Source organism: Catellatospora sp. TT07R-123 (assembly GCF_018327705.1).
Lineage (GTDB): Bacteria > Actinomycetota > Actinomycetes > Mycobacteriales > Micromonosporaceae > Catellatospora.
Map to the genome: position 1 here is coordinate 80,932 of NZ_BNEM01000001.1, position 24,006 is coordinate 104,937.

A 24,006-nucleotide genomic window follows, 5' to 3' on the forward strand; every position below is an offset into this window, starting at 1 on the left:
TCCCTGCCGACCCAAGGACCGATCACCCATGACCCCTCCGCAACGGATCGCCCGGATCACCGGCCTGCTCTACCTCGGCGTCGCGATCTTCGGCGCCTTCGCCTTCCTGTACGTGAAAGACCTGGTCCGCGTGCCCGGCGACGCCGCCGCGACCGCCGCCAACCTCGTCGCGCACGCCGGCCTGGTCCGCATCGGCTTCGTGGCCGACCTCGTCCAGGCCACCCTGTTCCTGCTCGTCGTGCTCGGCTTCCACCGGCTGCTCGCGCCCGTGCACCAGCACGCCGCCCGTGCGATGGCCGCCTTCGTGGCGGTCGCGGTGGCGATCATGTGCCTCAACGCGGTGTTCCAGTACGGCGCGCTGCGGCTGGCCACCGCACCGGCCGACTACCCCGACCTGGGCACCGCCCACCGGTCACTGGCCCTGCTGCTGCTCGACCTGAACCTCGACGGGTTCCTCATCGCGCAGATCTTCTTCGGACTGTGGCTGGCACCGCTGGGCTACCTGGCGTACCGCTCCGGCATGTTCCCGCGCGCGCTCGGCGTCGTGCTCGTCGTGGGCTGCCTGGGCTACCTGGCCGACACCGCCGTCCACTTCCTCGCGCCCGGGGCGGGCGAGGCGGTCAGCACCGCGCTCACCGCCCCGGCAGGCATCGCCGAGTTCTGGATGGTCGGCTACCTGCTCTTGCGGGGCGTCCGCCGACCCGCTGCGGCCTGACGGACCGCAGGCGGCGGGGGTACGGCGAGCCGCACCCCCGCCGTCAGTCGGTGTAGCAGACCCGCCAGCCCGCCCGCTCGTCGGACAGGTAGAGCGCCTTCGGCGCGGTCCGCCCGTCGGCGTACCTGATCTCGGTGTCGACGTAGTAGAGGATCGGCCCGTCGGAGATGTCCTCGATCCGCGTGCCGGTGATCCGGTAGCCGGTGACGGCGGGATGGTCGTGGCGCGGCCGCCACCGGTCCAGGGAGTACTTCTTGCGCTCGCTGCCGCAGACCCACGCGTAGGCGGTGTCGTAGCGGCCGTCGCGCAGCGCGTCGAGGTAAGCCGTCGCCGCCGCCGTCATCTGCACCTTGTCCGCCCGGTCGGAGTAGTGCCGGTAGACGGCGTAGAGCGGCGCGCCCACGCACATGAGCAGCACCACCAGGAAGAGGAACCAGAGGAAGCCGCTGCCTCTGGAACGGAAGGATTCCGTCGTCATGTCCGCCTCACCGGGAGAGCCGAGCGTCGATGCGCACCCTATCGGGGCGGTGCCACGTCCGGCGGCGCGGTCCGGTCCGGACGGCGGTGGCAGAGGTCACCAAGTCGGGTCACGGTCAATCGCGTTCTCCCCGGTGAGCAACGGCTGGTCGCTGATCAGCCGAGGGGCGGTGCCGGCGCTGCCCGCCGACAAGATCCGCCAGATCGAGAAGAACGTCAACGGCAGCGACATCACGACCGGTGCCGTGGTCGCGGGCAAGCGCAACCGCTACCCGGAGTCGGCGACCGCGGGCCTCTACACCAACGTCATCGACCTGTGCCGCCTGATCCAGTGGATCAACCGGGCGTGGACGGCGCCGGGCAACATCACCGGTCCGCTCACCAAGACGTGGGTGACCACGATGCTGTCGCAGGGCGCCACGCCGGGCATGGGCCGCGGGTTCTTCACCGCCAACAGCGGCACCAGCAACTTCCTCTACAACCACAACGGCGACAACAAGGGGTTCAAGGCGAACTTCGTCGGCTACCCGAACCTGGGCACCGGGTTCGCGGTCATGGCCAACGGCGACAGCATGGGCCTGGTCACCGAGGTCAGCAACGCGGTCAAGGCCGCATACGGCTGGGCCTGACGCCTGCCGCGTGCGGGCCGGTCGCCGAACGCGACCGGCCCGCGCCGCGTCTCAGGTGCTCAGCAGCAGCCCGTCCAGGCGGCCCCGCCAGCCGTCGAGCACCGGGCCGGGGTCCGCGCCGAGCACGTCGGTGAGCACCGCGGCGTACACGTCGCGGAAGTCGGTGTGGAACTTCAGGTCGCCGTCGTCCAGGTCGGTCAGGCTGGGCTGGTCGCCGATCAGGCGGCCGCCGGCCACCGGCGCCCCGGCGATCAGCACATCGGACGCGGTGCCGTGGTCGGTGCCGTCGGAGGAGTTGGCGCGCACCCGCCGCCCGAACTCCGAGTAGACCACCACGACGACCTTGCGGCCCCGCTCCGTGCGGCCCATCCGGTCCAGGAACCCGCTGACCGCGGCGTCGACGGTCTTCAGCTGGATCTCCTGGCCGGTCTTCTCCCCCGCGTGGAAGTCGAACCCGCCCTGCGACACCGAGAACACCCGGGTCATCACGCCCGCCTCGACGCAGGCCGCGACGAGGTCGAACTGCGCCTTCAGCGTCGCCTGGGCGCCGCCGGTCCCGGTGGCCGGGTCGTCACCGTGGTCGGGGTCGTCGTCATCGTCGGCGTCCAGCGCCTCGGTGACCAGCTGGTCGACGCTGAGCAGGTCGGCGAAGCAGGCGGCCGCGCGGGCCTGCAACTCGGGCTCGCCGTCGGCGGCCGCGCCCAGCGCGCGCAGGTCGGCCGCGGTGACCGCCTTCGGCACGCTCACCCCGCCCAGCGGGACGGCCGCCCCGGCGCACGTCGCCCCGGCCAGCACCGGCGGCAGCACCGGTTCCAGCGAGATCGCCGAGCGCGGGTCGCGGCCGGCGTGGTCGAGCCAGCGGCCCAGCCAGCCGGTGCCGGCCGGCCGCACCGGGTTCGCGGTCTGCCAGATGTCCATCGAGCGGAAGTGGCTGCGGTCGGGCCTGGGGTAGCCGACGCCGCGCACGATCGCGAGCTGCTTGCGGTCGTACAGCGCCTTCAGGCCCTTCAGGCCGGGGTTGAGGCCGGTGCGGTCGTCGAGCCGGAGCACCTCGGCGGCGTCGTAGGCCAGGTCGGCGCGGGCGTCGTGGTAGGCGCGGTCGGCGTACGGGATGACCGTGGCCAGGCCGTCGTTGCCGCCGTACAGGGTGACCAAGACCAGGGTGCGGTCGCCGGGCCCGGCCGACGGGTGGTCGGCGGTGGCGAGGACGTCGTGCAGCGTGTACGCCCCGGCCCCGGCGACCAGGGCGGCTCCCCCGACGACGCCGGAGGCGATGAGGAACTTGCGGCGGGTGACGGTGTCCATGGTCTCCTCCTCAGTGCACCGCGTACTCGGGGCTGATCAGCGCCAGGGTGACCAGGCGCTGGGGCCGCGCGGCCGCGCCGGTGAGCGCGGCACGGGTGCGGCCGGTCCACGCGTCGACGGCCAGCAGCCGCCCGATCGCGTCGACCCTCGCGGCGGCGTCGCCTCGGGCGAGCAGGTCGGCCGTCGCGTCGGGCAGCGCGGCGCCCAGGGCGGCGGCCGCGCGCATACGCACCTGCAATGACGACGTGGTCAGCCAGGCGGTCCCGGCGGGCCAGCCGCCGACGCTGGGCGGCCGCAGCGGCACCTGGCCCATCCGGCGGATCGCGTTGAGCACGGTGGCCGCGACCTTACCGGTCGGAGCGACACCGAGCTGCCGCAGCGCGCCGACCGCCCACTCGACCGGCTGTTTGACCAGCTGTCCACCGCTTGCTTCGAACTGGTCGTCGGTGAGCAGCGTGCCCAGCATCGCGGACACGTCGCGGCCGCTGCCGTACGCGGCGACCATCCGGTCGCGGGTCGCGTCGGGCAGCGGCGCTCCCGAGCCGAACCGGAACCACAGCCGGGAGGCGAGGAACACCGGATGGGCGTGCTGGCGCAGCAGCAGGTCGGCCAGCGAGTCCGCGTCGCGGGCGGTGCCGTCCAGGACCGCGTGTTCGCCCGCGGCGTGCCGCTTCGGCTGGAACACGGCCGTGCCCTGGTCGCGGTCGAGGGTCCAGCCGGTCAGCGCCCGCGCGGCGGCTTTGACGTCCTTCTCGGTGTACGCCCCGACGCCGAGGGTGAACAGCTCCATCAGCTCGCGGGCCAGGTTCTCGTTCGGGCCCCTGGCCGTGTTGCGCTGACCGTCCAGCCAGAAGATCAGCGCCGGGTCGCGCAGCATCGCCTTGGCGAGCAGCGCGAAGTCACCCCGCCCGTGGGCGCGGAAGGTCGCCAGCTGCCCGGCCATCAGGGTCGCCGAGTTGACCTTCTGCGCGCTGGTGGCCCAGTGCCCGTGCCAGAAGAAGACCAGCTTCTCGGCGAGCTGGTGGTCGGCGCGCACCATCCGGGCCAGCCACCCCTCGGCCAGGTGCGTCAGCTGGTCCCGGGCCGCCCGCCGGGCCTGCGCCCGCTGCTCGCGGCTGAGCATCCCGGTGCGGCCGAAGTAGGGGTCGGCGGCGAAGACGGGCAGCGGCGCGACCGGGTCGGCGCCCTTCGGGAACACGAGGCCGGCCACCACGTCGCCGTGGTCGCGGGCGGCCGCCGCGTCGATCTCGGCCGCGGTCGGCCCGAAGGTCGCCCGGCGCAGCAGGTGCGCGGCCAGCTTCCGATCTGCCATGGCGCTCAAGGTACCCAGCCGCGCCGCCGCCCACCTCCGGGCAGTGTTCGGGAATCGTAAATTGCGCCGCCGCCCGGCGAGCGGCGATCGGATCCAGGCTCTAATTTGGGCGTATGGCGATCGTCGTCGTGTTCGAGACGCACTCGTGGAGCGAGGACAACGACCGGGGCGTGGCCACCGGCTGGTTACCGGGGTGGCTGTCGGAACGGGGCCGGGAGCTGGCGGCCGAGCTGGGCAGGCGACGGCGGGACGACGGCATCGCCGCGGTGTTCAGCTCCGATCTGCGCCGCGCGGCGCAGACCGCCGAGATCGCCTTCGACGGCAGCGGCGTGCCGGTGCTGTACGACTGGCGGCTGCGTGAGTGCGACTACGGCGACCGCAACGGGATGCCGTCGGCAGAGCTGCACCGGCACCGCGAGCGGCACCTGGACCAGCCCTACCCCGGCGGCGAGAGCTGGCGGCAGGCGGTCACCCGGGTCGGCGGATTCCTGCGCGACCTGCCGACCCGCTGGGACGGGCAGCGGGTCCTGCTGATCGGGCACGTCGCCACCCGGTGGGCCCTGGACCACCTGGTGCACGGCAACACGCTGGAGGACCTGGTCGGCGCGGACTTCGCCTGGCGGGAGGGCTGGGAGTACCGGCTCGGCGACCCGGGCGGCGAGCGGCCGGGTCAGGATCCGATCGGTTTGGACGCCAGGCAGTAGACGGTGCCGGTCGTGTCGTCGTCGGGCACCAGGAACGCCACCTCCATCCGGGGCACGTCCTTGCAGTAGTAGTCCTCGTAGGTGACCAGGTTGGACATGGCGCCCAGGCCCACTCCGGACACGGCCCGCGCGATCCGGTACGCCGCGCGCGGGGAGTCGCAGTCCACGACCTCCGGGATGTCGGCGTAGACGCCGTCGGTGCCACCGGTCTCGTTCTTCGGCCGGTCGACCAGGCAGACACCCTCGCGCAGGCTCGCATGCTGCTCCGCTTTGCGGTAGCCGTCCTGGAAGGCGTCGACGGCGCCGCTGCGCCACACCACGAAACCAGCCCCGGCGCAGCACAGCACCGCCAGGGACAGCACCCCGGCGACGATCAGCAGCGCGGTCCGGGTGCGCATCCGCTTGCGCGGCGGCGGGGCGGGTGCCGGCCAGACCGGGTAGGGCTGCTGCTGCTCGTACACGGAGATCTCCTGGGCTCGCGAAGCTTGCGCGAAGGTTAGCCGATGCCGCTGTCCGGCGCTGACCCGCCGGTTCGTGCGAGCATGTGCCGGTGCCCGGCGATCACCTGTTGGCGAAGGACCACGACACGGTCCCGCCCGCGCCGGATCGGCGGTCTCTCGCACGGTGGGTGGGCGTGACCGGCCGGGATCTGCGTGACGCCGCGTATCTGCTGCTCGGCCCGCTGCTCGGGGCGCTGTGGGTGGCGGTGGTCGGCGCGATCCAGGTGTCGGGCATCGCGTCCCGGTTCGCGCCGCTGGGCGTCGCGTTCTTCCTGCTCGCACACCTGCTGCTGCGGCCGATCGGCCGGTTCGAGCGCCTGCTGGCGCGCACATTGCTGGGCCATGACGTGCCCGCCCCCGCCCCGGTCGGCTTCCGGCGGTCCGAGCGGACCCGCTGGCGGTGGCCGGTCGACCGGTGGCGGTGGATCCTGGCGGTGGTCCGGGACGCCCACAGCTGGCGGGTGCTGGCCTGGATCCTGCTCCGGCTCGTCGCAGGACCGGTCGGCGCCACCGTCGCGCTGGCCTACACGATGTCGCCGCTGCTGCTCGCCGCACCGCTGCTGCCGCTGGCGGACTGGCTGAGCGGCGGCTTCGCGCTCAGCACCCCGTGGACCGGCTGGCTGCTGCTCGGCCCGGTCGCGTTCGTGCTGATCGCGCCGCTGCTGCGCGGCGCGGTGCGCGGCCTGGCCGGGTGGCACCGGCGGCTGGCCGGGTGGGCGCTCGGGCCGGGCCGCCGGGAGGTCGAGGCGGCGGTGCTGGCGCGTGCGGTACGGGCCGAGGAGCAGGTCCGCATCGACCAGGAGCTGCACGACAGCATCGGCCACCTGCTGTCGATGATCGTGGTGCAGGCCGGGGCGGGCGCGCACCTGTTCGACCGGGACCCGGACTTCGCCCGCCAGGCGCTGGACACGATCGGCGAGCGCGGCCGGGCCGCTCTCGGCGAGCTGGACCGGATCATCGCCGGGATCCGCGACGACGGCTCCGACCGGTTCCGGCCCCTGCCGGGCATCGGTGACCTGCCCACGCTGCTGGACGGGGCGGCCGGTGCCGGGATGCGGGTGCGCTCGCGGGTCCGGGTGCCGCCGGTGCCCCCGGCGGTCGGCCGGGGCGTGTACCGGGTGGTGCAGGAGTCGCTCACCAACGCGGCCAAGCACGCGCGCGGCTGCGACGTGGACGTCGAGGTCGCCGCCGACGAGCGGGTGGTGGCGCTGTCGGTGGTCAACCCGCTGCCGCGCCCTCGGCCCGGCGGCACGGTCGGCGGCGGGAGCGGGCTGGCGTCCATCCGCGACCGGGTGGCGCTGCTCGGCGGGCGGGCGAGCACGGGGCCGACCGGCGACGGCGGGTTCGCGGTGCGGGCGGTGGTGCCGCTGGGCGCGGCCCTGCCGGACGGGGTGTCGGCGGTGTGCCGCCTGGCCGAGGGGTGTGACTGCCTGGGGTGTGCGGTGCGCCGTACGGTACTGGGGTGAGGATCGCGATCGTCGACGACGACCCGCTGGTGCGGATCGGGCTGCGGGCCGTGCTCGCCGCCGAGCCGGGCTGGGAGGTGGTCGGCGAGGCCGGGGACGGTGCGGGCGCGGTGGCGCTGGCGACCGCCGAGCCGGCGCCGGACCTGGTGCTGATGGACGTGCGGATGCCGGGCATGGACGGGATCGAGGCGACCCGCCGGATCACGGCGGCGGGGTCGGCGGTGCGGGTGCTGGTGCTCACCACGTTCGAGGTCGACGAGTACGTGTACCAGGCGTTGCGGGCCGGGGCGGCGGGGTTCGTGCTGAAGCGGACACCGCCCGTGCAGCTGGTCGAGGCGGCGCGGGTGGTCGGGTCCGGGGAGTCGCTGCTGTTCCCGGCCTCGACCCGGGGCGTGATCGAGCGGTTCACCGCGCCGTCGGGAGCGCGGCTGCCCGCGCTGTCCGAACGCGAGCAGGACGTGCTGCGCCTGCTGGCGCGTGGGCTGTCCAACGCGGAGATCTCGGCGCGGCTGTTCCTGTCGGTCCAGACGGTGAAGTCGCACGTGGCGGCGCTGCTGGCCAAGCTGGGGGTGCGCGACCGGACGCAGGCGGTGATCGCCGCGTACGAGACGGGCTTCGTCGCGCCCGGGGCGGGCTGAGCGCGGATCACTCTCGCGGCGGGCGGCTTTCCCTCTCGGGAGGGTGGGGGGGCACCGCCGCGGCGCCTACCGTCGGTGACGCCCCGCGACCAGCGCGGCGGCATCGGAAAGGCGGAACATCACCGTGGCGCGAGTGCCGGTCGCCGACCAGGCGGCCAACCGTGGCAGAGCGGGCCTGCTCTCCACTTTGTGGATCTTCGCGGTCCTGAACTACCTGTACTGCGACGTGTTGGGGCACATGGATGGTGCCGTGCTGGCCGAGCTGCTGCGCGGCGAGGCGGGCGGGATGCGCATCACGCAGGGTTTCCTGCTCGGCGCGGGGGTCCTGATGGAGGTCCCGATCGCGATGGTGCTGCTGGCGCGGGTGCTGCCGCAGCGGGTGAACCGGTGGGCGAACATCGCGGCGGCGGCGGTGATGACGGCGGCGCAGGCCGGGTCGCTGCTGGTCGGCACGCCGACGGGCTACTACGTGCTCTACAGCGTCATCGAACTCGCCTGCACCGTGTTCATCATGGGGTACGCCTGGACCTGGCGCCCCGTCCGGTCGGCCGCGCCGGTGCCGGTGGGCGCCGCGCGGTGAGGGCGGTGCGGGGCGGCCGGTTCGCGGCCCGCCCCGCACCGTGTGCCGGTCACACCTGGGTGAGTCTGACCGCGTCGGCGATGACGTAGCCGGTGCCGCTGGTCCAGCGGCTGACCATGACCGCGTCGAAGTCCCCGGCGCTGAAGGTGAAGGTGCCGAGGTCCCGCCACGCTCCGCCGCCCGAGCGCTGGTCGACGTAGACGGTCTGGTTGCCGCCGCTGGTGGCCATGATGTACGGCGCCGCGCTGTTGTAGCCGGAGTTGGCCGGATACCACGTCTCGACCCGGTAGCTGCCCGCCGCCGGGATGGCGAACTTGTACTTGGCGGTGTCGCTGGCGCTGACCGGGTTGGCGTAGCGGTAGTCGGCGCCGTACCGCGCGGTGGAGTAGGTCGAGGTGGCCCAGTTCGCCGAGGCGGTGAACCGGCCCGCGGTGGCGTTGTCGACGATGGACGACCAGCCGGGGGTGGCGTTGAGCAGCGCCGCCACGTCGGCCCGCATGACGTCCAGGTCGATGAACGAGGGGTCGATCTTGCCGGTGGTGCTGGTCTCGCGGTGGCCCCGGGCGTAGCTGGCGTCCTTGCCCAGCTTGCGCAGCACGGCAGCGGTGGCCTTGAGCGAGTTGGTGTACTGGGCGGGCGTCATGGCCTGGTCGGTCGCCTGGTCGCCACCGTAGTCGATCTCCCAGCCGATCATCAGCGTGTTGCCGTCGCCGGCCGGGATCGGGCCGCTGCCCCGCGAGGCGCCGGCGTGGTTGCACCGGTTGGCCGAGACGATGTGGAACACCCCGTTGTAGTCGACCAGCGCCTGGGCCAGGGGGCCCGTCAGGTCCGTCCGGCCGTTGATGACGATGTTCAGCGCCGGGTGCGGGTTGCTCGCGCTGGAGAACGACGCCGTGTGGTGCCACAGCACGCCGATCGGGTCGAACGAGCCGGTGACCTTGCGGTTGAGCCAGTCGCCCTCCTCGACGACCGGCACACCCGCCGCCCGGAGGACGTCGGCGAGCCACGGGATGCCGGCCATCAGGACTCCGTCATCAGGTCGGCGGCGCACTCGATGACCCGCGGCTTGGCGGCGGCCGCGCTCGCGGCCGCGGCGGCCTGCGGGGCCATCGTCACGGCGGCGGCGGCGAGCACCGGCATGCCGAGGACTGCGCGGCGCGGCAGCCTCCGTGCTGGGCTGGGGTTCATGGCACTCCTTGGGCGGAAGCGGGTGGAACCGGTGCCAGCACGATACGGCGCGACTCCCGTCGATGTCGATAGTTGTCATCGGACTTTAATCGAGTGAAGCTTTCTTTCCCTCCGTCCTTTCCGGACAGCGGAAGGCGGGCACGCCGGACCGGCATGCCCGCCTTCCGGCGAGGTGGGCTCAGGCGCCGTAGCTGGCCTGGAGCACGTTGAAGACGTTGCGGTGGCCGACCGTCTCCTGCAACGACCACAGCAGGTCCGGATCGGTGTCGTCCTCCCAGTAGCTGAGGCTCTCGCCGCCGCCCACCCAGGCGTACGTGCGCGAGCCGTCGGCCGGCGTCCAGTAGTAGAGCTGCTTGGACCCCGAGGAGTTGAACCACCAGCGGTTGTTGTGCGACGCGACACCGTTCAGCTTGTACCAGGGCAGCTGCAGTGCCTGCGACGCCGTCGTGGTGGCCGCGAACGTCGTCGCGCCGGAGGCGAACGGGAACCGGATCGCGCGCGGCGCCCGGTTCGGGTAGTCGGCGCAGCCGGAGGAGCAGGTGTACTCGGTCATGACGATCGACTTGCTCGGTCGGTCCAGCGAGATCGACGACCAGGCCAGCGCGGTCACACCCGACGCGGTGCTCGCCGTGACGGTGCCGATCTGCGGCAGCGCGTAGGCGTAGTTGTGTGCGTAGTAGGTGGTGGCGTTCTGCCGCCCGATCTGGTCGGACGTGCCGCCGGTGTTCGTCTTGAGGATCTTGCGCATGTCGAACACGCGCATGCCGCGGCCGGTGTCGGCGACGTACAGGTAGTCGCCGTACCAGGAGACGCCGCCGGCGTGGATCGGGATGTCGCGGAAGCTCGGCGCCGCGGCGGTGCCGGTCGGCTCGACCAGCAGCACCTTGCGGTACTTGTTCGGGTACGTGGCGTCCCAGTCGACCATCGTGATCCGGCTGCGCTCCTGCGCCCCGCCGCAGCTGTCCTTGGTGTACCAGCTGACCACCACGAGCTGGTGGCCGTCGTAGTTGCCGCTGTTCGCGGTGCCGACCGCGTCGCGGCTGGTGGTGATGCCCTGCGGATAGTTGGCGCAGTCGCCGTTGTCGCCGGAGTCGAACAGGAACCCGCCGTTGTATCCGGCGATGCCCAGCGAGTCGGTGATGCCGGTGCGGTCGTGGTTGGCGTTCTCCATGACCGTGTGCACGGCCGCGGTGCCGAGGATGCCCACGAGCGCGGTGTTGAGCGCGTCGTACTGGTGGTAGTTGGCGGTGAGGGTGAACTGGCTGTTGGGCAGTGTGGTCGGTGCGGCCGCGGCCTGGGCGCTCGGCGCGGTCACCAACGTGGCCGCCAGCGTCGCTGCCGCCGTCAATCCGGCGAACACCCCGTTGCGTAGGGACACTGGTGTCAAACCTCCCTTTTGAGACAGTGAGGCACCATACGCTGATCGATCTCGATGTTCAACGGGTCACCGCGCGGCGGTCTCCCGGGCGGCTCACAGGTCCAGCCGGAACAGCAGGTCCGGGCCCGGGGCAGGCGCCTCGACCTGGGCGAACCCGTTGCGCAGCAGGACCTTGCGGGAGCCGAGGTTGGCGGCCGAGGTCCGCGCCCGCAGCCGGGTGAGGCCGTACGCGGTGCGGGCCAGCTCGCAGACTCGGCCCACCGCCTCGGTGGCCAGCCCGCGCCCGGCGAAGTCGCGGCCGATCCGGTAGCCGAGCTCCGCCTCGCCGCCGTCGAGCTCGACGAGGTTGACCCGGCCCGCGACCGCCCCGGTCTCGGTCAGCAGCACGTGGAACCGGTCGGTGCCCGCCTCCTGCATCCGCAGCAGCGCCTCGTGGCGGGCCGGGTAGTCGGCGAAGAACTCTGCGCCCCGGTCCGGAATCGAGGCGGCGAAGTACACCCGGTTGACCGTCTCGAACTCCAGGACCGCGGCCAGGTGACCGGCCGCGAGCTGCTCCAGTCGCATCGGCCGACCCTACCCGAGACGCCGGGTCGGCGGGCTGTGGCGGCGCAGCAGCAGCGCGTTGACGGTGACGATGACGGTGGAGGCGCTCATCAGCAGCGCGGCCCACTGCGGTTGCAGCAGCAGGCCCAGGCTCGGGTAGAGGACCCCGGCCGCGACCGGGACGGCGAGCAGGTTGTAGCCCGCGGCCCAGAACAGGTTCTGCTTGACCTTCGCGCGTACGGCGCGGGCGATGGACAGGGCGTAGCCGACGTCGGCGGGGTCGTCGCGGATGAGCACCACGTCGGCGGTCTCCACGGCGACGTCGGTGCCCGCGCCGATGGCGATGCCGAGGTCCGCCTGGGCCAGCGCGGGCGCGTCGTTGACGCCGTCGCCGACCATCGCGACCTTCGCACCCGCCTGCTGGAGCGCGGTGATGTGCCCGGCCTTGTCGGCGGGCAGGACCTCGGCGAGGACGGTGCCGATGTCCAGCTGCCGGGCGACGGCCTCGGCGGTGGCGCGCTGGTCGCCGGTGAGCATCACGGTGCGCACCCCGGCGGCGTGCAGGGCCGCGACCGCGGCGGCGGCCGAGGCACGGACCGGGTCGGCCACGGCCAGGACGCCGAGCGCGGTGCCGTCGGCGGCGACGTACATCGCGGTCTTGCCCGCTGCGGCCAGGGCGGACGCCGCCCCGGTGAGCGCGCCGACGTCGACGCCCTCGCGGCGCATGAGGCGCAGGTTGCCGACGGCGACGGTACGGCCGTCGACGACGGCGGTCACGCCGTGGCCGGGGACGGAGTCGAACCGCTGCGGCCGGGCGACGTCCAGGCCGCGCTCCCGCGCGCCCGCGACGACGGCGGCCGCCAGCGGGTGCTGCGAGGGCTGGTCGGCGCGGGCGGCGGCCGACAGCAGGTCGGTCTCGGCGACCCCGTCGGCGGGTACGAGGTCCGTCAGCGCGGGCCTGCCCTCCGTCAGCGTGCCCGTCTTGTCGAACACGACGGTGTCCACCTCGGCCGTGGCCTCCAGCGCGGTCGCGTTCTTGAACAGCACCCCGCCCCGGGCGCCCTGGCCGACCCCGACGGTGATCGCGGTCGGGGTGGCCAGCGCGAGCGCGTCCGGGCAGGCGATGACGACCGCGGACACCGCCGCGGTGACCGCGAACGCCGCCCCCTGTCCGCCCCACAGCATCCAGGCGGCGAACGTGACCGCCCCGGCCGTCAGCGCGAGGTAGACCAGGTACTTTCCGGCGGTGTCGGCCAGGCGCTGCGCCGGGGCCTTGGACGCCTGAGCGTTGCGGACCATGGCGACGATGCGGGCCAGCGCGGTGTCGGCCCCGACCGCGGTCGCGGCGAAGGCGAACGCGCCGGTGGTGTTGATGGTGCCGCCGACGACCTGGTCACCGGGCCGCTTGGCCACCGGCACCGGCTCACCGGTGATCATCGACTCGTCGACGTAGGACTCCCCCTCGGTCACCGTCCCGTCGACCGGGACCTTGGCGCCCGGCCGGACGACGACCAGGTCCCCCGCGACGACCTGGTCCAGCGGGACCTCCGCCTCGCCGCCGCCACGGCGCACCAGCGCGGTGGGCGGGGCCAGCGACAGCAGCGCCTCGACGGCGCGGCCGGTGGCGAACCGGGAGCGCATCTCCAGCCAGTGCCCGAGCAGGCTCAGCGTGGTCAGCATCGCCGCGGCCTCGAAGAACACCTCGTGGCCGCCGGCCAGCGTGGACACCAGCGAGTACAGGTACGCCACCAGGATGCCGACGGCGATCAGGGTCATCATGGTGACCTCGCCGCGGCGCAGCGACCGGGCCGCCGACGACAGGAACGGCCAGCCGCCCCACCAGACCACCGGCGTGGCGAGGATCAGGCCGAACCAGCCCATGGACAGGCCGAACGGCGGCTGCGCGGGCAGGCCGAGCGCCGCGCCGATCGGCGAGAACGCCACGATCGGCAGGGTCAGCACCGCACTGGCGACGAACCGGCGCAGCATCACCGCGGCCATGTCCGCGCCATGGCCCGCATGCTCGTCGTGGGCGCCGTGCTCGCCATGTCCGGCGTGCTCGCCGGGCTCGGCGTCGTGGGCGTGCGGGGTGGCCGGCGCCCCGGCGGCCGCGGTGTGGCTCGGGTGGTGGGCGTGGGCGGCGGTGGAGTCCGGGCCGCCCGCGGCCGGATGCCCCGGCTGGCAGCAGGAGGCCGGGCACCGGGCGCAGTCGCACGCGTAGCCGTCCCGGGCGAGCCGCTCGCGGAGCGCGGGCGCGCTGGTGGCGGCGGGATCGTAGGCGACGTGCAGGACGGCGCGGGTGCGGTCGGCGGTGGCCGCGACGACGCCCGGCTGTCCGGCCAGGCGCGCCTCCAGTGCGGCCAGCTCGGTGCCGCAGAAGCAGAAGTCGAGCGCGATCTCGGCGACCTCCGGGCCGTCGGCGGCGGCGTGCGCCGCGTGATCCTCGTGCTGGTGTGTCATGTCCGCACCCCACTGACCATGATCATCGATCGTGACGGTACTCCCCCGCAGGCTCGCCGGAGGCGCCGCGCGCTTCCCACGATACCCCCAGGGGGTATTTGTGATCGACCGTAGCATGTCCCCGGGGGTCTGCCCACCCGGCGGCGCCCCGGTGGTGAACGCCGCAAGGGCGGGCGCCGGGAACGACCCGGTGCCCGCCCTTGCGGCGTTCGGTGTGTCAGGCGGTGGTGTCGTAGCTGTACCAGGCCGAGGCGTCGAGCACGTCGGACGGGCGCAGCGGCTCACCCAGCAGCGTCACCATCATGTCGGCGAGCCCCTGCCCCGACGGCGCCTGGTCGGCCCCGGCCCCGGGCAGGTACACCCGGCCGCCGCGCGCCAGCCACGCCTCCCACAGCCGGTCGATGTTGCAGTGGTTCAGGTAGAACAGCGGGTCGTTGGGCGAGCTGCCCGGACCCATGTCGCCGCCGACCCACACGTGCACCCGGTTGTGCATCTGCGGGCTGCCCGCCTGCTGCGGGCGGCGCGGGTCGATCCAGCCCTCCACCCGGTTGCGGAACCCGTCGGAGCTGACGTCCCACGGCACGCTGTCGTAGGCCAGGCCCTCCTCCAGCGCCCACTTGGCGTCGTCGGGCGTGGGCAGGCCCGGCACCCCGGAGTCGGTGCCCGCGGCCCGCTGGAGCGGGCGCGGCGCGATCGACCACAGCTGCGTGCCGTGGCCCACCAGCCGCACCCGGAAGGCGCTCAGCGCGCCGCTGACCACGTCGCCCCGGGACTCGCCGAGTCCCGCCGCACCCCACAGCGAGCTGGTGTGCTGCTGGTCGGCGGGCAGGGAGCCGTCGGTGGTCCAGTCCCAGTACGGCAGGCCGGCCTCGACGTCGCCGGTGACCCGCTGGATCTGCTGCTCCAGGCGCAGCAGGAACATCCGGTGCCAGGGCAGGAAGATCGGGCCGCCGTGGGCGAGGTTGCGCATCGGGCGCGGCGGGGTGCTCGGCATCTGCATCGACACGAAGTGCCACAGCACGAACAGGTCCCAGGTGGTCAGCGGCTGGTCCACGCCGTACAGGCGGAAGCCCGGGATCGACGGGGCCAGCAGCTGGTTGAGCTGGGAGGTGGTGTAGCCGGACTGCTCGGCGTTGAGCGCGGCGACCCCGGCCAGGAACTTCTGGCGCGCGGACGCGGAGTTCTGGATGTTGGCGCGGACGGCGGTCACCGGTGGTCCTCCCCGTGCTCGTGGCTGTGCTCGTGCCCGTCGTGGCCGTGCTCGTGCTGCTCGGCTTCGGCCTGCGGCTGCGGTGCGCCGTGGTCGTGGCCGTCGGCGTGGTCGTGGCCGTCGGCGTGCTCGTGGCCCTCGGCGTGGTCGTGGTCGTGGTCGTGGTCGTGGCCGTCGGCGTGGTCGTGGCCGTCGGCGTGGTCGTGGGTCTCGCCCGGCGGGCAGGCGCAGCACTCGCTGTGCTCGCCGACCAGGCAGCCGAGCTCGTCGACGGCGGGCGGCTGCGTCCCGAAGTAGTCCAGCACCCGCTTGCACAGGTCGATCGCGGACGGCAGCGCGTACTGCGGCAGGCCGTGGTAGTGCACCGCCCCGTTGTCCAGCACCTCCAGGCCGCCCTCCAGCGGCTTGCCGTCGATCGTGATCGCGTACGTCGTCTCGATGCGGATCTCGTGGCCGTTGTGCACGGCCGTGCGCACCGACGTCGACACCCCGTTCACGCCGTGCATGTGGCCGTGCCCGGCCGTCGAAGGATCGGGCAGCCCGTAGCCCCCGGCACGCAGCGCGGCCGTGAAGTCCGCCGCCCCGCCGCCGCCGTCATCCCTGACAAAACTCACTGTTCCTCCACCGTCCTACCGCGATGCCACCGCCTGACACGCGGGGCCACCGCAATGTGCCACCACGTGCACGCGGGGGCAACGGGACGACGGCATTCGGACAGCCGCGCCGCGCAAGGCGGTCAGCCCGACGGGTCCGGCCGGGCGCAGGCGTCGAGGTACGCGGCGAGCTCGGCCGGGCGGCTCAGCGCCGGGGTGTGCGCGCTGTCGATCTCGTCCGGGGTGACGCCCAGCCGGTCGTGGACGACGCGGCGCAGGTAGGCGGGCGGGAAGAGGCGGTCCTCACGGCCGATCAGCACCCGGGTGGGCACGTCGGGCCAGACCGCCATCGGCGTCGGCTCGCCCAGGCGCGCCTCGGACTGGGCACGGCCACGCCGCAGCGCCTCGGCGGCCAGCTCGGGCGGCACATCGTGGTAGAACAGGTCGATCTGGCCGCCGAGCCGCTCGCCCGGCTCCCGGGCGTACGCGGTGGCGGCCCAGTAGGCGGCGGGCGCCTCGGCCGGGGCCGGGACCATCGGCGCCACCAGGACGAGCTGCCGCACCGGCAACCGCGCGCAGACCAGCGGAGCGGTGAACCCGCCCAGCGACTGACCCACCACGACCAGGTCCTCGCGATCGCCGACCGCGTCGACCACCGCGGCGGCGTACTCCGGCAGTCCCGCCGTGTCGTCGTCGCAGGGCAGGTCGGGCGCGACGGTGCCGTGGCCCCGGGCACGCAGCCCGGCCTCGACCAGGTGCCAGTACCAGCCGACGTCACCGGCCCCGTGGATCAGTACGAAGGTCGTCATCCTCCGGTCGTACCCGATGGCGCCGCCCGGACACCACGGTACGACCGGAAAACTCCGGCGGGTCAGGGCAGGTCGACCGGGCCGTAGCAGGTGCGGGCGGCCCCGGTGGACAGCGCCCAGTAGCGGTCGCCGTAGGACCAGTGCCACCACTCGGTGGGATAGTTGACCAGCCCCGCGCCGCGCAGCGCGGCGGACAGGATCCCGCGGTTGCCCCGGGCCTGCCCCTGGACCCGCGCCGACGCGGTGAAGCAGGCGTCCTGGCTGGCCAGCGGGCTCGCGTTGACCTCGGTGCCGAGGTCGAGTTCGGTGCCGTCCTCGGCGCACAGGGTCAGGTCGACGGTGCCGCCGGTGCTGTGCGGGGCCACCTCCGGCGGTGAGACGTACTTGCTGGCCTCCACGTGCAGGCGGGCGCCGTCCCAGTCGGGGTGGACCTCGCGCAGCTGCTCGCGGTAGCGCTCGAAGTAGACCGTCTGCAACCGCAGCGGCCGGTACGCCTCGATCACCAGCAGCCGCAGCCCGCCGGGCAGCGACCGCTGCGCCGCCAGCAGCCGGTCGACGACACCCTCGCGCAGCCGGGCGTAGGCCCCGGCCGGGTCGGCCAGCCGGTCGTCGACCAGCAGCCGCGGCTCCTCGCGCAGGTCCACCATGGGCTCGCCGCCGTCGCCCAGCGGGACGGCCGCGATCCGCGGGTCCGACAGCAGGATCATCGCCGGTTCGGCGGCCGGGCGCGGGACGGGCGGGCTGGTCAGCAGTTCGCTCATGGCCACAGCTCACCGCAGCGGGCGTTAGCCGGGCATGAGCGCGAACGCTCACACCGGGCTCACACCGGCGGTGCGCGGCGCCTGATACGTCGTGTCCCGGACGTATCAGCCCGGGAGCCGGGGCGCTCTGTCTGGCACAAGGCACCAGAGCAAGGGAGAGCCGCATGAACTTCCAGGCAGCCGTCAACCAGTACACCGCGGGCGCGTCCGCGACCACGGCGGCGCTGCAGGCGCACCTGCTGGCCGTGGTGTGGCCGGGCGCCGCGCCGCAGGTCAACATCGGGGTCGACGGCACCATCGCCGCCGGCGGCGTGCGCCCGCACTACGACAGCGCCACCAACACCATCGCGATCCAGCACAACGGCGCCACGCCCGAGGACATCCTCGACAACATCCTGTTCGAGGTGAACAACGCGCTCAACCCGAAGATCGCCGCGGCGGCCGCGCTGTCCAAGGCCACCCCCGTCGGCGACCTGGGCGACGAGAAGATCGCCGCCGAGTACGACACGCTCAAGCTGTACGTGCGCGACCTGGCGACGATCTTCGCGGGCGGCAACCCGAACAACTTCCCCGGCCTCGTCGGCGGCGCGCACGCCCTGCCCACCCAGGCCCTGGCGACGATCAACGGCTGGATCGCCAACTACGCGCCGATCTACGCCGGCTACAACGTGGCCGGGGCGGCGGCGTTCGTGGTGCAGCCGATCGCCGCCATCATGCCGCTGCCCGCGGTGGCCGTGGCCCCGGCGGGCGCGGCGCCGCAGCCGATCCCGGCCGAGCAGGCCGCGATCCTGCAGTTCGGCACCACCATCCACAACCCGGGGGCGCCCGCCGCCGGCGAGCAGTTCTACCTCGCCCTGCTGACCAGCAAGCGGGTCTACGGCTACGAACTGGTCCGCGAGTGGAACGTGTCCCAGCTGACGACGTACGTCAAGAGCATCGGCGGGGCGTTCGCCAACGTGATGGCCGACAACCGGGTCAAGGCGCTGAAGGCGGCGTGGGAGGGCGAGCGGCGGTTCCGGCCGTACCTGTTCGTGGAGCTGATGGGGCTGATGCCGGCGATGGCCCCGGCCGGGGTCGTCGGGGCGCAGTTCCAGTTCGACCTGGTGATGAGCCAGGTGGCGCTGACCGAGGCCAGCCGGGCCGTGTCCGACCGGTGGGACCTGGGCGACCTGTCGAAGGTCAAGCCGGTGGCGCCGTGGCTCCAGCCGGGCCTGGCGCTGCGCAACTCGGTCGACGCGCTGCGGCTGGGGGCCATGCCCGTCAAGCCCGCCATCGTCCTGTCCCGGATCCGCTGAGGGGTCGGGCGACGCGACGGCCGTCGATGACGGCGGATGATAAGGAAGGCCTCCCGGTTTCGGGAGGCCTTCCTTCTTTCGGACTACCGTCGCCGCTGAGTCGTCCTTGCGACGGAGAGAGGCGTATCACCGCCGCTCGATGCCTGCTCTAATCAGATGCAAGCGTCCTTTCAGGATGGAGGAGCGCCGATGTCCACCGCGAGGCGCAGGCACCCGGGCCGGCCGGGTCGGCTGCCGTCGCGCGCGGACGGCGCCGGCCGACGGGGCCAGACCTCGGCAGGACCGTCCGACCCGCAGTCGCGGCGGCTCGGACGGCGGCGGGACACCGTGGTCGCGGGCGCACACGTGCGGGGAGGTGCGCACCACCCCGCACGTGTGCGCCCGCGCCCGGAGGCAGGCGGGCGCGCGCGTAGGCCCCGGCGGTCGGACCGGCCGGGATGCGGGCCGGTGCCAGGTGCCGGGGGGCCGGGTCAGCCGCGGGCGCGGCAGGATCAGATGAGGGTCCAGGAGGTCTGCACGGGTCCGTCGTCCTGCGGGTAGCAGGACAGCCGGACGTTGCCGCGCGCGATGCCGGTCGCGCTGAACCGGCCCAGCCCGTCGGCGTCGACCCAGCTGGGGCCGTTGGTGTGATCGACGCGGATGCGGGCGGGCTGGGGCGGCACGAGCTGACCGGTCAGCGCCACGGTGGTGCCGGTGACGGCTGCCTCGACCTCGATGGTCAGGTCACCGGCGGTGAACGTGAACAGGTCCGGCGGGGCGTCGCCGCGTACGCCCGCCAGCTCCACCTGCCTGACCAGCTGGGCGAGCGCGGCGGCGGGGTCGCGCCAGGACAGCGCCTCCTTGGCCAGGGTCACCAGGTGCGCGGGCACGGGGTCCATGCGCGTGGCCAGCCCGCGCAGCTCGGTGGGGGTGGGGTCGTGGTCATGCGGCATCGCTGCTCAGCCTCCTGCGGAGATGGTCGAGGCAGCGTGCTCTCGTGGGGCCGATGCTGCCGACGGGTATGTCCAAGGCCGCGCTGACCTCGGCGTAACTGGGCGGTGGGTCCAGCAGCAGCAGGCGGAGCACCGCCTGGCACTGCGCGGGCAGCTCGCGTACGGCCTGCCACAGCGCGCGGTCGCGTTCGCGGCGCAGCAGGTCCTTGTCGAGCTCGTCGCCGCCGTTGTCGCGCGGCTCCAGGGTGATCAGGTCGCCGACCGGGAAGTCCCGGCCGGCCCGGCGCAGCACGGCCAGGGACTCGCGGCGCGCCGTGGTGGCCAGCCAGGCACCGAGGCGGTCCGGTTCGCGGATCGCGCCCAGGTGCTCCACCAGGCGCAGCCAGGTCGCCTGGAACACGTCGGCGGCGTCGGCGGAGCCGAGGCGGTGGCTGCGCGCCACCGACCACACCAGGCCGGAGTAGCAGTCCACCAGCGCGTTCCACGCCTGCTGGTCACCGGCGGCCGCCCGCTCCAGCAGGGCGGCGGTGTCCGGCTCCGGCAGCATCGTCTCCTGCGAGCCGTTCACGACAGCCCCGGGTATCCGCCGATGCGGCGCTGCGCCGCGGTGGCCAGTACGGTCTTGAGCGCCACCTCGGTCGAGCCGGTGCGGGCCACCTGCTCGGCCAGCAGCCCCACCACGTGCGGGGTGGCGAACGAGGTGCCGCTCCACATCGCCCAGCCGGTCGGGAACTGGTCGTGCTTGACGAAGGTGCTGGTGATGTCCTCACCCGGCGCGATGACGGTGACCCAGGGGCCGGCGTTGCTCCAGTCGCACAGGTTCTTGCCGTCGTGCGCGGCCACGGCCACGACCTGCCCGGCCCACGGCTGCGCGGTCCCGGCGAACGCGGCGGGCCAGAACGCGCGGTCGCGCAGGCCGTCGTTGCCCGCCGCGGCGACCACCAGCCGGTCGCGCCCGGCCAGCAGCCCGCCCAGCGCCACCGCCAGCGCCAGCGGCGGCTGGTCGTCGAGGGTGTAGCCGCCCAGCGACAGGTTGATCAGCTTCTCGTCGGTGACGCGGGCGAACGAGGTGATCAGGTCGGCCTCGGTGCACAGCCCGAACGTGTCGAGCACGCGTACCGCGCGGACGTCGGCCTTGCCGGTCTGCGCCGCGATGACGCCGATGATGAAGTTGGCGTGGCCGACGTCGCCGTCGAGCACCCCGTCGTCATCGACGTCGGTGTCGGTCTCCAGGTCGGCCGGGGTCGCGGTGTAGGCGTGCGCGGGCAGCGGGCTCGCGCGCCACACCCCGGTGTCGATCACCATGACCGGGACGTCGCGGCGCGGCTTGGCCACGGCCGGGAGCAGCGTCGGCTGCGCCGCGGGCTGCGGGGGCCCGAACGGGCCGCCGTGCTCGAACGGCGTGGACACGAACACGTGGTTGGGCGCGGCGACGGTGCGGTCGTCGCCGTCGCGGGCGGCCGCCTCGCGGACCCGGCGCGCCGCGGCGGGCACGTCCAGGCCGTCGGCGGTCAGCCGCAGCAGCCCGGGCGCCACGACGGTCTCGCTCACCCGGTCGGTGTGGCCGAGGCCGCCCAGGACGCGCTCGGCGGACTGCCGATGGTCGGTGAGCACCAGCAGCTCGTTGCGGGCGAACCAGACAGGTCTGCGGCCGGCGCGGGTCTCCTGGCCGAGCCAGGGCAGCTCGGCCATCCTCCGGGCCCGCCGGTCCTGCCAGCGGTGCAGGCGGTCCTGCGACATTGCCATCGTGGTCCTCCAGGTCAGTGTTGCGTCGAGCAACAGAGTGCGGCCGCGGGGCGCCTGATACATCGGAATGTGTCGCAACGGCGACACTTACCTGAGCTGTGTCACAACGACGACTTTGCCTTCTGTAGTGATTGGACTGGTGCAAGAGTGGTGCGGCATGAGCGCGCGCTAGCCATGGTCATGGCCAATCCGGAACGGGCCGCCGCTCTCGGCGCGCGGCTGCTGGCCCGGGCCGAACGCGGACGCGACCGGGCCGCGATGGCCACGAGCCTGCGCATCCTCGGTCTGGCCGCCCGGGAACTCCAGGAACCCGCACTCGCCGCAGCGCGGCTGCGGCGCTCCATCGTGGTCGCCCGGGACCTGCCGCAGCTGGCGGCCGAGTCCCGGATGAGCCTGGCGCTGGTCCTCAACGACCTCGGCCGTCCCCGCGCGGCGCTGCGCGAGATCGACCGGGCCCTGCTGGCGCTGGACGGGCTGCCGCTGGCCAGAGCCCGGATGCAGCACGGCATCCTGCTGCGGCGCCTGGGCCGCGACGGCGAGGCGCTGGAGGCGTACGGCGCCGCGCTGGCCGCCTTCCGGCGCCACGACGACCGGCTGTGGCAGGCACGGGCGCTGACCAACCGCGGCGTGCTCCAGGCGTACCGGGGGTCGCTGGCGCAGGCGCGGGCGGACCTGGAACGGGCCGAGCAGCTGTACGCGGAGCTGTCGCTGACCTCGGCCGTCGCACAGGTGCAGCACAACCTGGGGTTCGTCGCGGCGCAGGGCGGCGACATCGTCACCGCGCTGACCTGGTACGACCGCGCCGACGAGCAGTTCCGCCACAGCGGCCGCCGCCCGGCCGAGGCGCTGATCGACCGGGCGGAGCTGCTACTGGCGGCCCGGCTGCTGCCCGAGGCCCGGCAGGCGGCCCGCGACGCGGTGGAGCTGGCCGGGGCGACCCGGCTCGGTTCGCTGCTGCCGCAGGCACGGCTGCTGCTGGCGCACGCCGCGCTGGCGGCCGGTGAGCCGGCCGAGGCCCGGCAGTCGGCGCGGCTGGCCCGGCGGGCTTTCGAACGCCAGCAGCGCGGGCGCTGGGCCGTGCACGCGCGCTACCTGGAGTCGCTGGCGACGGCGCGCCAGCGCCCGGACCGGCTGCGGGCGCTGGCGGCGGCCCTGGACACGGCGGGCTGGCCGGAGCAGGCCCTGGACGCGCGGCTGCGCGCCGCGGCGACCGGCGACACGCAGGCGCTGGCCGAGCTGGGCGCGGTGCGGGTACGCGGCCCGGTCCGGCTGCGCATCCGGGCCTGGCACGCGCTGGCACTGCACCGACTGCACCGCGGCGACACGGCCGGGGCGTGGCGGGCGCTGCGGGCGGGGCTGCGGCTGCTGGACCAGTACCGCGCGGCGCTGGGCGCCACCGAGCTGCGGGTGCTCAGCTCGGCCGAGGGCGGGGAGCTGGCCGGGATGGGGATGCGGCTGGCGCTGGTGGAGCGGTCGGCCCGGCAGGTGCTGGCGTGGGCGGAGCGGTGGCGGGCGGCGACGCTGCGGCTGCCGCCGGGCCGCCCGCACGACGATCCCGCGCTGGCACGGGAGCTGGCCGAGCTGCGGCGGGTCAGCGCGGAGCTGGCCGGTTACTCCTCCGACGCGATCCGGCGGGCCCGGCCGCTCCAGCGGCAGCGGGCGCTGGAGGAGTCGATCCGGCGCCGGACCTGGCGCACCGCGACCGCCGACGGCGCAGTGCGCTCGCCGGGTTCGGTGGACGAGATCGTCGCCGGGCTGGGCGACCGGGCGCTGGTGGAACTGGTCGAGCAGGACGGGCAGCTGCTGGGCGTGGTGGTGGCCGACGGCCGGATGCGGCTGCGGCCGCTGGTCGCGGCGGCCGCGGTGGTGCCGGAGATGGCGGCGCTGCGGTTCGCGCTGCGGCGCCTGGTGCTGCGGTACGGCTCCCCGGCGTCGCTGGCGGCCGCCGACGCCGCGGCGCGGCACGGCCTGCGGCAGCTGGACGAGTGGCTGCTGCACCCGCTGGCCGGGCTCATCGGCGACCGGGACCTGGTGGTGGTGCCGACCGGAGTGCTCCAGGCCCTGCCGTGGGCGGGGCTGCCGGGGTTGCGGGGCCGGTCGGTGACGGTCGCGCCGTCGGCGACGGCGTGGGCGCGCGGCGCCGCCGCCGCGGGCACCCCGGACGGCGCGACGGTGCTGGTCGCCGCGGCGCAGCCGGAGCACGCGCCGGGCGAGGTCAAGGCGCTGGCGGAGCTGGCGCCCACGGCGCGGGTGCTGGTCGGTCCGGACGCGACGGTGCGGGCGACGCTGGCCGCGATCGACGGTGCGCGCCTGGTGCACCTGGCCGCGCACGGCGAGTTCCGGGCCGACAATCCGCTGTTCTCGCACATCGACCTGGCGGACGGGCCGCTGACGGTGCACGACCTGACCAGCCTGCGCCGGGCGCCGGAGCTGGTGGTCCTGTCGGCGTGCGACACCGGCCTGTCGGCGGTGCACCCCGGCGACGAGCTGATGGGCCTGACCGCCGCGCTGCTGCGGGCCGGCACCCGCACGCTGGTCGCGAGCATCGGTCCGGTCCACGACGACGCGACCCGGACGCTGATGCTCGGGCTGCACGAGCGGCTTCGCCTCGGGGCGGACCCGGCGGCGGCGCTGGCGGCGGCGCAGGCGGCGGCCCCGGCCGAGCACTGGACCACGGCCTACAGCTTCTCCTGCTTCGGGGCCGGGACGGCCTGACCGGCACGGCTGCCCTGACGGCGCGTCGGATATCGGCGGCGCGGGCGTCG

At 74.1% G+C, this 24,006-nt stretch carries 24 protein-coding genes; 8 read left to right on the top strand and 16 right to left on the bottom strand.

Annotated features, from left to right (window positions below):
• The first annotated feature begins 28 nt into the window (after positions 1-28).
• Entirely contained in the window at positions 29-715 is a 687-nt protein-coding gene (locus Cs7R123_RS00380; RefSeq protein WP_212822467.1) for a DUF4386 domain-containing protein, read from the top strand.
• A 43-nt stretch (positions 716-758) separates the two neighbouring features.
• On the opposite strand, the gene Cs7R123_RS00385 is transcribed toward Cs7R123_RS00380, so the two are convergent.
• Positions 759-1,193, bottom strand: a complete 435-nt coding sequence (locus tag Cs7R123_RS00385) for a hypothetical protein (protein ID WP_212822468.1) — start codon at positions 1,191-1,193, stop codon at positions 759-761.
• Here Cs7R123_RS00385 and Cs7R123_RS00390 point away from each other — a divergent pair.
• A complete protein-coding gene (locus Cs7R123_RS00390) occupies positions 1,192-1,821 on the top strand; it encodes a serine hydrolase (RefSeq protein ID WP_212822469.1) in 630 nt (209 codons plus the stop codon). The genes Cs7R123_RS00385 and Cs7R123_RS00390 overlap by 2 nt on opposite strands.
• Positions 1,822-1,872: 51 nt before the next feature.
• Here Cs7R123_RS00390 and Cs7R123_RS00395 read toward each other — a convergent pair whose 3' ends face one another.
• On the bottom strand, positions 1,873-3,126 hold the full coding sequence (locus tag Cs7R123_RS00395) for a DUF1501 domain-containing protein (RefSeq protein WP_212822470.1): 1,254 nt from the start codon (positions 3,124-3,126) through the stop codon (positions 1,873-1,875).
• Between the two features lie 10 nt (positions 3,127-3,136).
• The gene (locus tag Cs7R123_RS00400; RefSeq protein WP_212822471.1) at positions 3,137-4,438 is read right to left on the bottom strand and encodes a DUF1800 family protein; all 1,302 of its coding nucleotides are present in this window, start codon (positions 4,436-4,438) and stop codon (positions 3,137-3,139) included.
• A 113-nt stretch (positions 4,439-4,551) separates the two neighbouring features.
• On the opposite strand from Cs7R123_RS00400, the gene Cs7R123_RS00405 reads away from it, so the two are divergent.
• Entirely contained in the window at positions 4,552-5,142 is a 591-nt protein-coding gene (locus Cs7R123_RS00405; RefSeq protein ID WP_212822474.1) for a histidine phosphatase family protein, read from the top strand.
• Here the strand turns inward: Cs7R123_RS00405 and Cs7R123_RS00410 are convergent.
• Positions 5,109-5,603, bottom strand: a complete 495-nt coding sequence (locus Cs7R123_RS00410; protein WP_212822475.1) for a hypothetical protein — start codon at positions 5,601-5,603, stop codon at positions 5,109-5,111. The genes Cs7R123_RS00405 and Cs7R123_RS00410 overlap by 34 nt on opposite strands.
• Before the next feature lie 173 nt (positions 5,604-5,776).
• Here Cs7R123_RS00410 and Cs7R123_RS00415 point away from each other — a divergent pair, with 173 nt between their 5' ends.
• The 3 genes from Cs7R123_RS00415 to Cs7R123_RS00425 all read left to right on the top strand — a co-directional run bounded on the left by Cs7R123_RS00415 (position 5,777) and on the right by Cs7R123_RS00425 (position 8,326).
• Positions 5,777-7,108 (top strand): histidine kinase, encoded by a 1,332-nt coding sequence (locus Cs7R123_RS00415; RefSeq protein ID WP_212822477.1) that lies wholly within the window; start codon positions 5,777-5,779, stop codon positions 7,106-7,108.
• Entirely contained in the window at positions 7,105-7,746 is a 642-nt protein-coding gene (locus Cs7R123_RS00420) for a response regulator transcription factor (protein WP_212822479.1), read from the top strand. The genes Cs7R123_RS00415 and Cs7R123_RS00420 overlap by 4 nt, the downstream gene beginning before the upstream one ends.
• A 124-nt stretch (positions 7,747-7,870) precedes the next feature.
• A complete protein-coding gene (locus Cs7R123_RS00425; RefSeq protein ID WP_244871527.1) occupies positions 7,871-8,326 on the top strand; it encodes a DUF6326 family protein in 456 nt (151 codons plus the stop codon).
• Between the two features lie 49 nt (positions 8,327-8,375).
• Here Cs7R123_RS00425 and Cs7R123_RS00430 read toward each other — a convergent pair whose 3' ends face one another.
• The 9 genes from Cs7R123_RS00430 to Cs7R123_RS00470 form a co-directional block, all read right to left on the bottom strand.
• Positions 8,376-9,347 carry an N-acetylmuramoyl-L-alanine amidase gene (locus tag Cs7R123_RS00430; RefSeq protein ID WP_212822488.1) on the bottom strand — a complete coding sequence of 324 codons (972 nt, stop codon included), beginning with the start codon at positions 9,345-9,347 and terminating at the stop codon, positions 8,376-8,378.
• Entirely contained in the window at positions 9,347-9,514 is a 168-nt protein-coding gene (locus Cs7R123_RS00435; RefSeq protein ID WP_212822496.1) for a hypothetical protein, read from the bottom strand. The genes Cs7R123_RS00430 and Cs7R123_RS00435 overlap by 1 nt, the downstream gene beginning before the upstream one ends.
• 178 nt (positions 9,515-9,692) lie before the next feature.
• The gene (locus Cs7R123_RS00440) at positions 9,693-10,892 is read right to left on the bottom strand and encodes a hypothetical protein (RefSeq protein WP_212822498.1); all 1,200 of its coding nucleotides are present in this window, start codon (positions 10,890-10,892) and stop codon (positions 9,693-9,695) included.
• 93 nt (positions 10,893-10,985) lie between these two features.
• The gene (locus Cs7R123_RS00445) at positions 10,986-11,456 is read right to left on the bottom strand and encodes a GNAT family N-acetyltransferase (protein WP_212822500.1); all 471 of its coding nucleotides are present in this window, start codon (positions 11,454-11,456) and stop codon (positions 10,986-10,988) included.
• Positions 11,457-11,465: 9 nt separating this feature from the next.
• The gene (locus tag Cs7R123_RS00450) at positions 11,466-13,895 is read right to left on the bottom strand and encodes a cation-translocating P-type ATPase (protein ID WP_212822502.1); all 2,430 of its coding nucleotides are present in this window, start codon (positions 13,893-13,895) and stop codon (positions 11,466-11,468) included.
• Positions 13,896-14,112: 217 nt separating this feature from the next.
• The gene (locus Cs7R123_RS00455) at positions 14,113-15,105 is read right to left on the bottom strand and encodes a tyrosinase family protein (protein WP_212822504.1); all 993 of its coding nucleotides are present in this window, start codon (positions 15,103-15,105) and stop codon (positions 14,113-14,115) included.
• The gene (locus Cs7R123_RS40615) at positions 15,102-15,719 is read right to left on the bottom strand and encodes a hypothetical protein (protein ID WP_212822506.1); all 618 of its coding nucleotides are present in this window, start codon (positions 15,717-15,719) and stop codon (positions 15,102-15,104) included. Before Cs7R123_RS40615 ends, Cs7R123_RS00455 begins: the two co-directional genes overlap by 4 nt.
• Positions 15,720-15,841: 122 nt before the next feature.
• Entirely contained in the window at positions 15,842-16,507 is a 666-nt protein-coding gene (locus Cs7R123_RS00465) for an alpha/beta fold hydrolase (RefSeq protein ID WP_212822508.1), read from the bottom strand.
• Positions 16,508-16,569: 62 nt separating this feature from the next.
• Positions 16,570-17,268 (bottom strand): M15 family metallopeptidase, encoded by a 699-nt coding sequence (locus Cs7R123_RS00470; RefSeq protein ID WP_244871528.1) that lies wholly within the window; start codon positions 17,266-17,268, stop codon positions 16,570-16,572.
• 164 nt (positions 17,269-17,432) lie between these two features.
• Between Cs7R123_RS00470 and Cs7R123_RS00475 the strand changes: the two genes are divergently transcribed.
• On the top strand, positions 17,433-18,563 hold the full coding sequence (locus tag Cs7R123_RS00475; protein ID WP_212822510.1) for a hypothetical protein: 1,131 nt from the start codon (positions 17,433-17,435) through the stop codon (positions 18,561-18,563).
• Positions 18,564-19,054: 491 nt separating this feature from the next.
• Here Cs7R123_RS00475 and Cs7R123_RS00480 read toward each other — a convergent pair whose 3' ends face one another.
• From Cs7R123_RS00480 to Cs7R123_RS00490, 3 genes are read right to left on the bottom strand one after another with little or no spacing between them, the layout of a single operon-like run.
• A complete protein-coding gene (locus tag Cs7R123_RS00480) occupies positions 19,055-19,495 on the bottom strand; it encodes a hypothetical protein (protein WP_212822512.1) in 441 nt (146 codons plus the stop codon).
• A complete protein-coding gene (locus tag Cs7R123_RS00485) occupies positions 19,485-20,039 on the bottom strand; it encodes an RNA polymerase sigma factor (protein WP_374706973.1) in 555 nt (184 codons plus the stop codon). The genes Cs7R123_RS00480 and Cs7R123_RS00485 overlap by 11 nt, the downstream gene beginning before the upstream one ends.
• 20 nt (positions 20,040-20,059) lie before the next feature.
• A complete protein-coding gene (locus Cs7R123_RS00490) occupies positions 20,060-21,241 on the bottom strand; it encodes a S8/S53 family peptidase (protein ID WP_212822513.1) in 1,182 nt (393 codons plus the stop codon).
• A 174-nt stretch (positions 21,242-21,415) separates the two neighbouring features.
• Here Cs7R123_RS00490 and Cs7R123_RS00495 point away from each other — a divergent pair, with 174 nt between their 5' ends.
• Positions 21,416-23,956: a CHAT domain-containing protein gene (locus Cs7R123_RS00495; protein ID WP_374706974.1), complete on the top strand. Its 2,541-nt coding sequence runs from the start codon at positions 21,416-21,418 to the stop codon at positions 23,954-23,956.
• Positions 23,957-24,006: the final 50 nt, after the last annotated feature.

What these genes read in the sequence shown, in the direction of transcription:
- Cs7R123_RS00380 (WP_212822467.1), top strand. Translation starts at nt 29, where the DNA reads ATGACCCCTCCGCAACGGATCGCCCGGATCACCGGCCTGCTCTACCTC.
- Cs7R123_RS00390 (WP_212822469.1), top strand. Translation starts at nt 1,192, where the DNA reads ATGTCCGCCTCACCGGGAGAGCCGAGCGTCGATGCGCACCCTATCGGG.
- Cs7R123_RS00385 (WP_212822468.1), bottom strand. Translation starts at nt 1,193, where the DNA reads ATGACGACGGAATCCTTCCGTTCCAGAGGCAGCGGCTTCCTCTGGTTC.
- Cs7R123_RS00395 (WP_212822470.1), bottom strand. Translation starts at nt 3,126, where the DNA reads ATGGACACCGTCACCCGCCGCAAGTTCCTCATCGCCTCCGGCGTCGTC.
- Cs7R123_RS00400 (WP_212822471.1), bottom strand. Translation starts at nt 4,438, where the DNA reads ATGGCAGATCGGAAGCTGGCCGCGCACCTGCTGCGCCGGGCGACCTTC.
- Cs7R123_RS00405 (WP_212822474.1), top strand. Translation starts at nt 4,552, where the DNA reads ATGGCGATCGTCGTCGTGTTCGAGACGCACTCGTGGAGCGAGGACAAC.
- Cs7R123_RS00430 (WP_212822488.1), bottom strand. Translation starts at nt 9,347, where the DNA reads ATGGCCGGCATCCCGTGGCTCGCCGACGTCCTCCGGGCGGCGGGTGTG.
- Cs7R123_RS00435 (WP_212822496.1), bottom strand. Translation starts at nt 9,514, where the DNA reads ATGAACCCCAGCCCAGCACGGAGGCTGCCGCGCCGCGCAGTCCTCGGC.
- Cs7R123_RS00445 (WP_212822500.1), bottom strand. Translation starts at nt 11,456, where the DNA reads ATGCGACTGGAGCAGCTCGCGGCCGGTCACCTGGCCGCGGTCCTGGAG.
- Cs7R123_RS00450 (WP_212822502.1), bottom strand. Translation starts at nt 13,895, where the DNA reads ATGACACACCAGCACGAGGATCACGCGGCGCACGCCGCCGCCGACGGC.
- Cs7R123_RS00465 (WP_212822508.1), bottom strand. Translation starts at nt 16,507, where the DNA reads ATGACGACCTTCGTACTGATCCACGGGGCCGGTGACGTCGGCTGGTAC.
- Cs7R123_RS00470 (WP_244871528.1), bottom strand. Translation starts at nt 17,268, where the DNA reads ATGAGCGAACTGCTGACCAGCCCGCCCGTCCCGCGCCCGGCCGCCGAA.
- Cs7R123_RS00475 (WP_212822510.1), top strand. Translation starts at nt 17,433, where the DNA reads ATGAACTTCCAGGCAGCCGTCAACCAGTACACCGCGGGCGCGTCCGCG.
- Cs7R123_RS00480 (WP_212822512.1), bottom strand. Translation starts at nt 19,495, where the DNA reads ATGCCGCATGACCACGACCCCACCCCCACCGAGCTGCGCGGGCTGGCC.
- Cs7R123_RS00490 (WP_212822513.1), bottom strand. Translation starts at nt 21,241, where the DNA reads ATGGCAATGTCGCAGGACCGCCTGCACCGCTGGCAGGACCGGCGGGCC.
- Cs7R123_RS00495 (WP_374706974.1), top strand. Translation starts at nt 21,416, where the DNA reads ATGGTCATGGCCAATCCGGAACGGGCCGCCGCTCTCGGCGCGCGGCTG.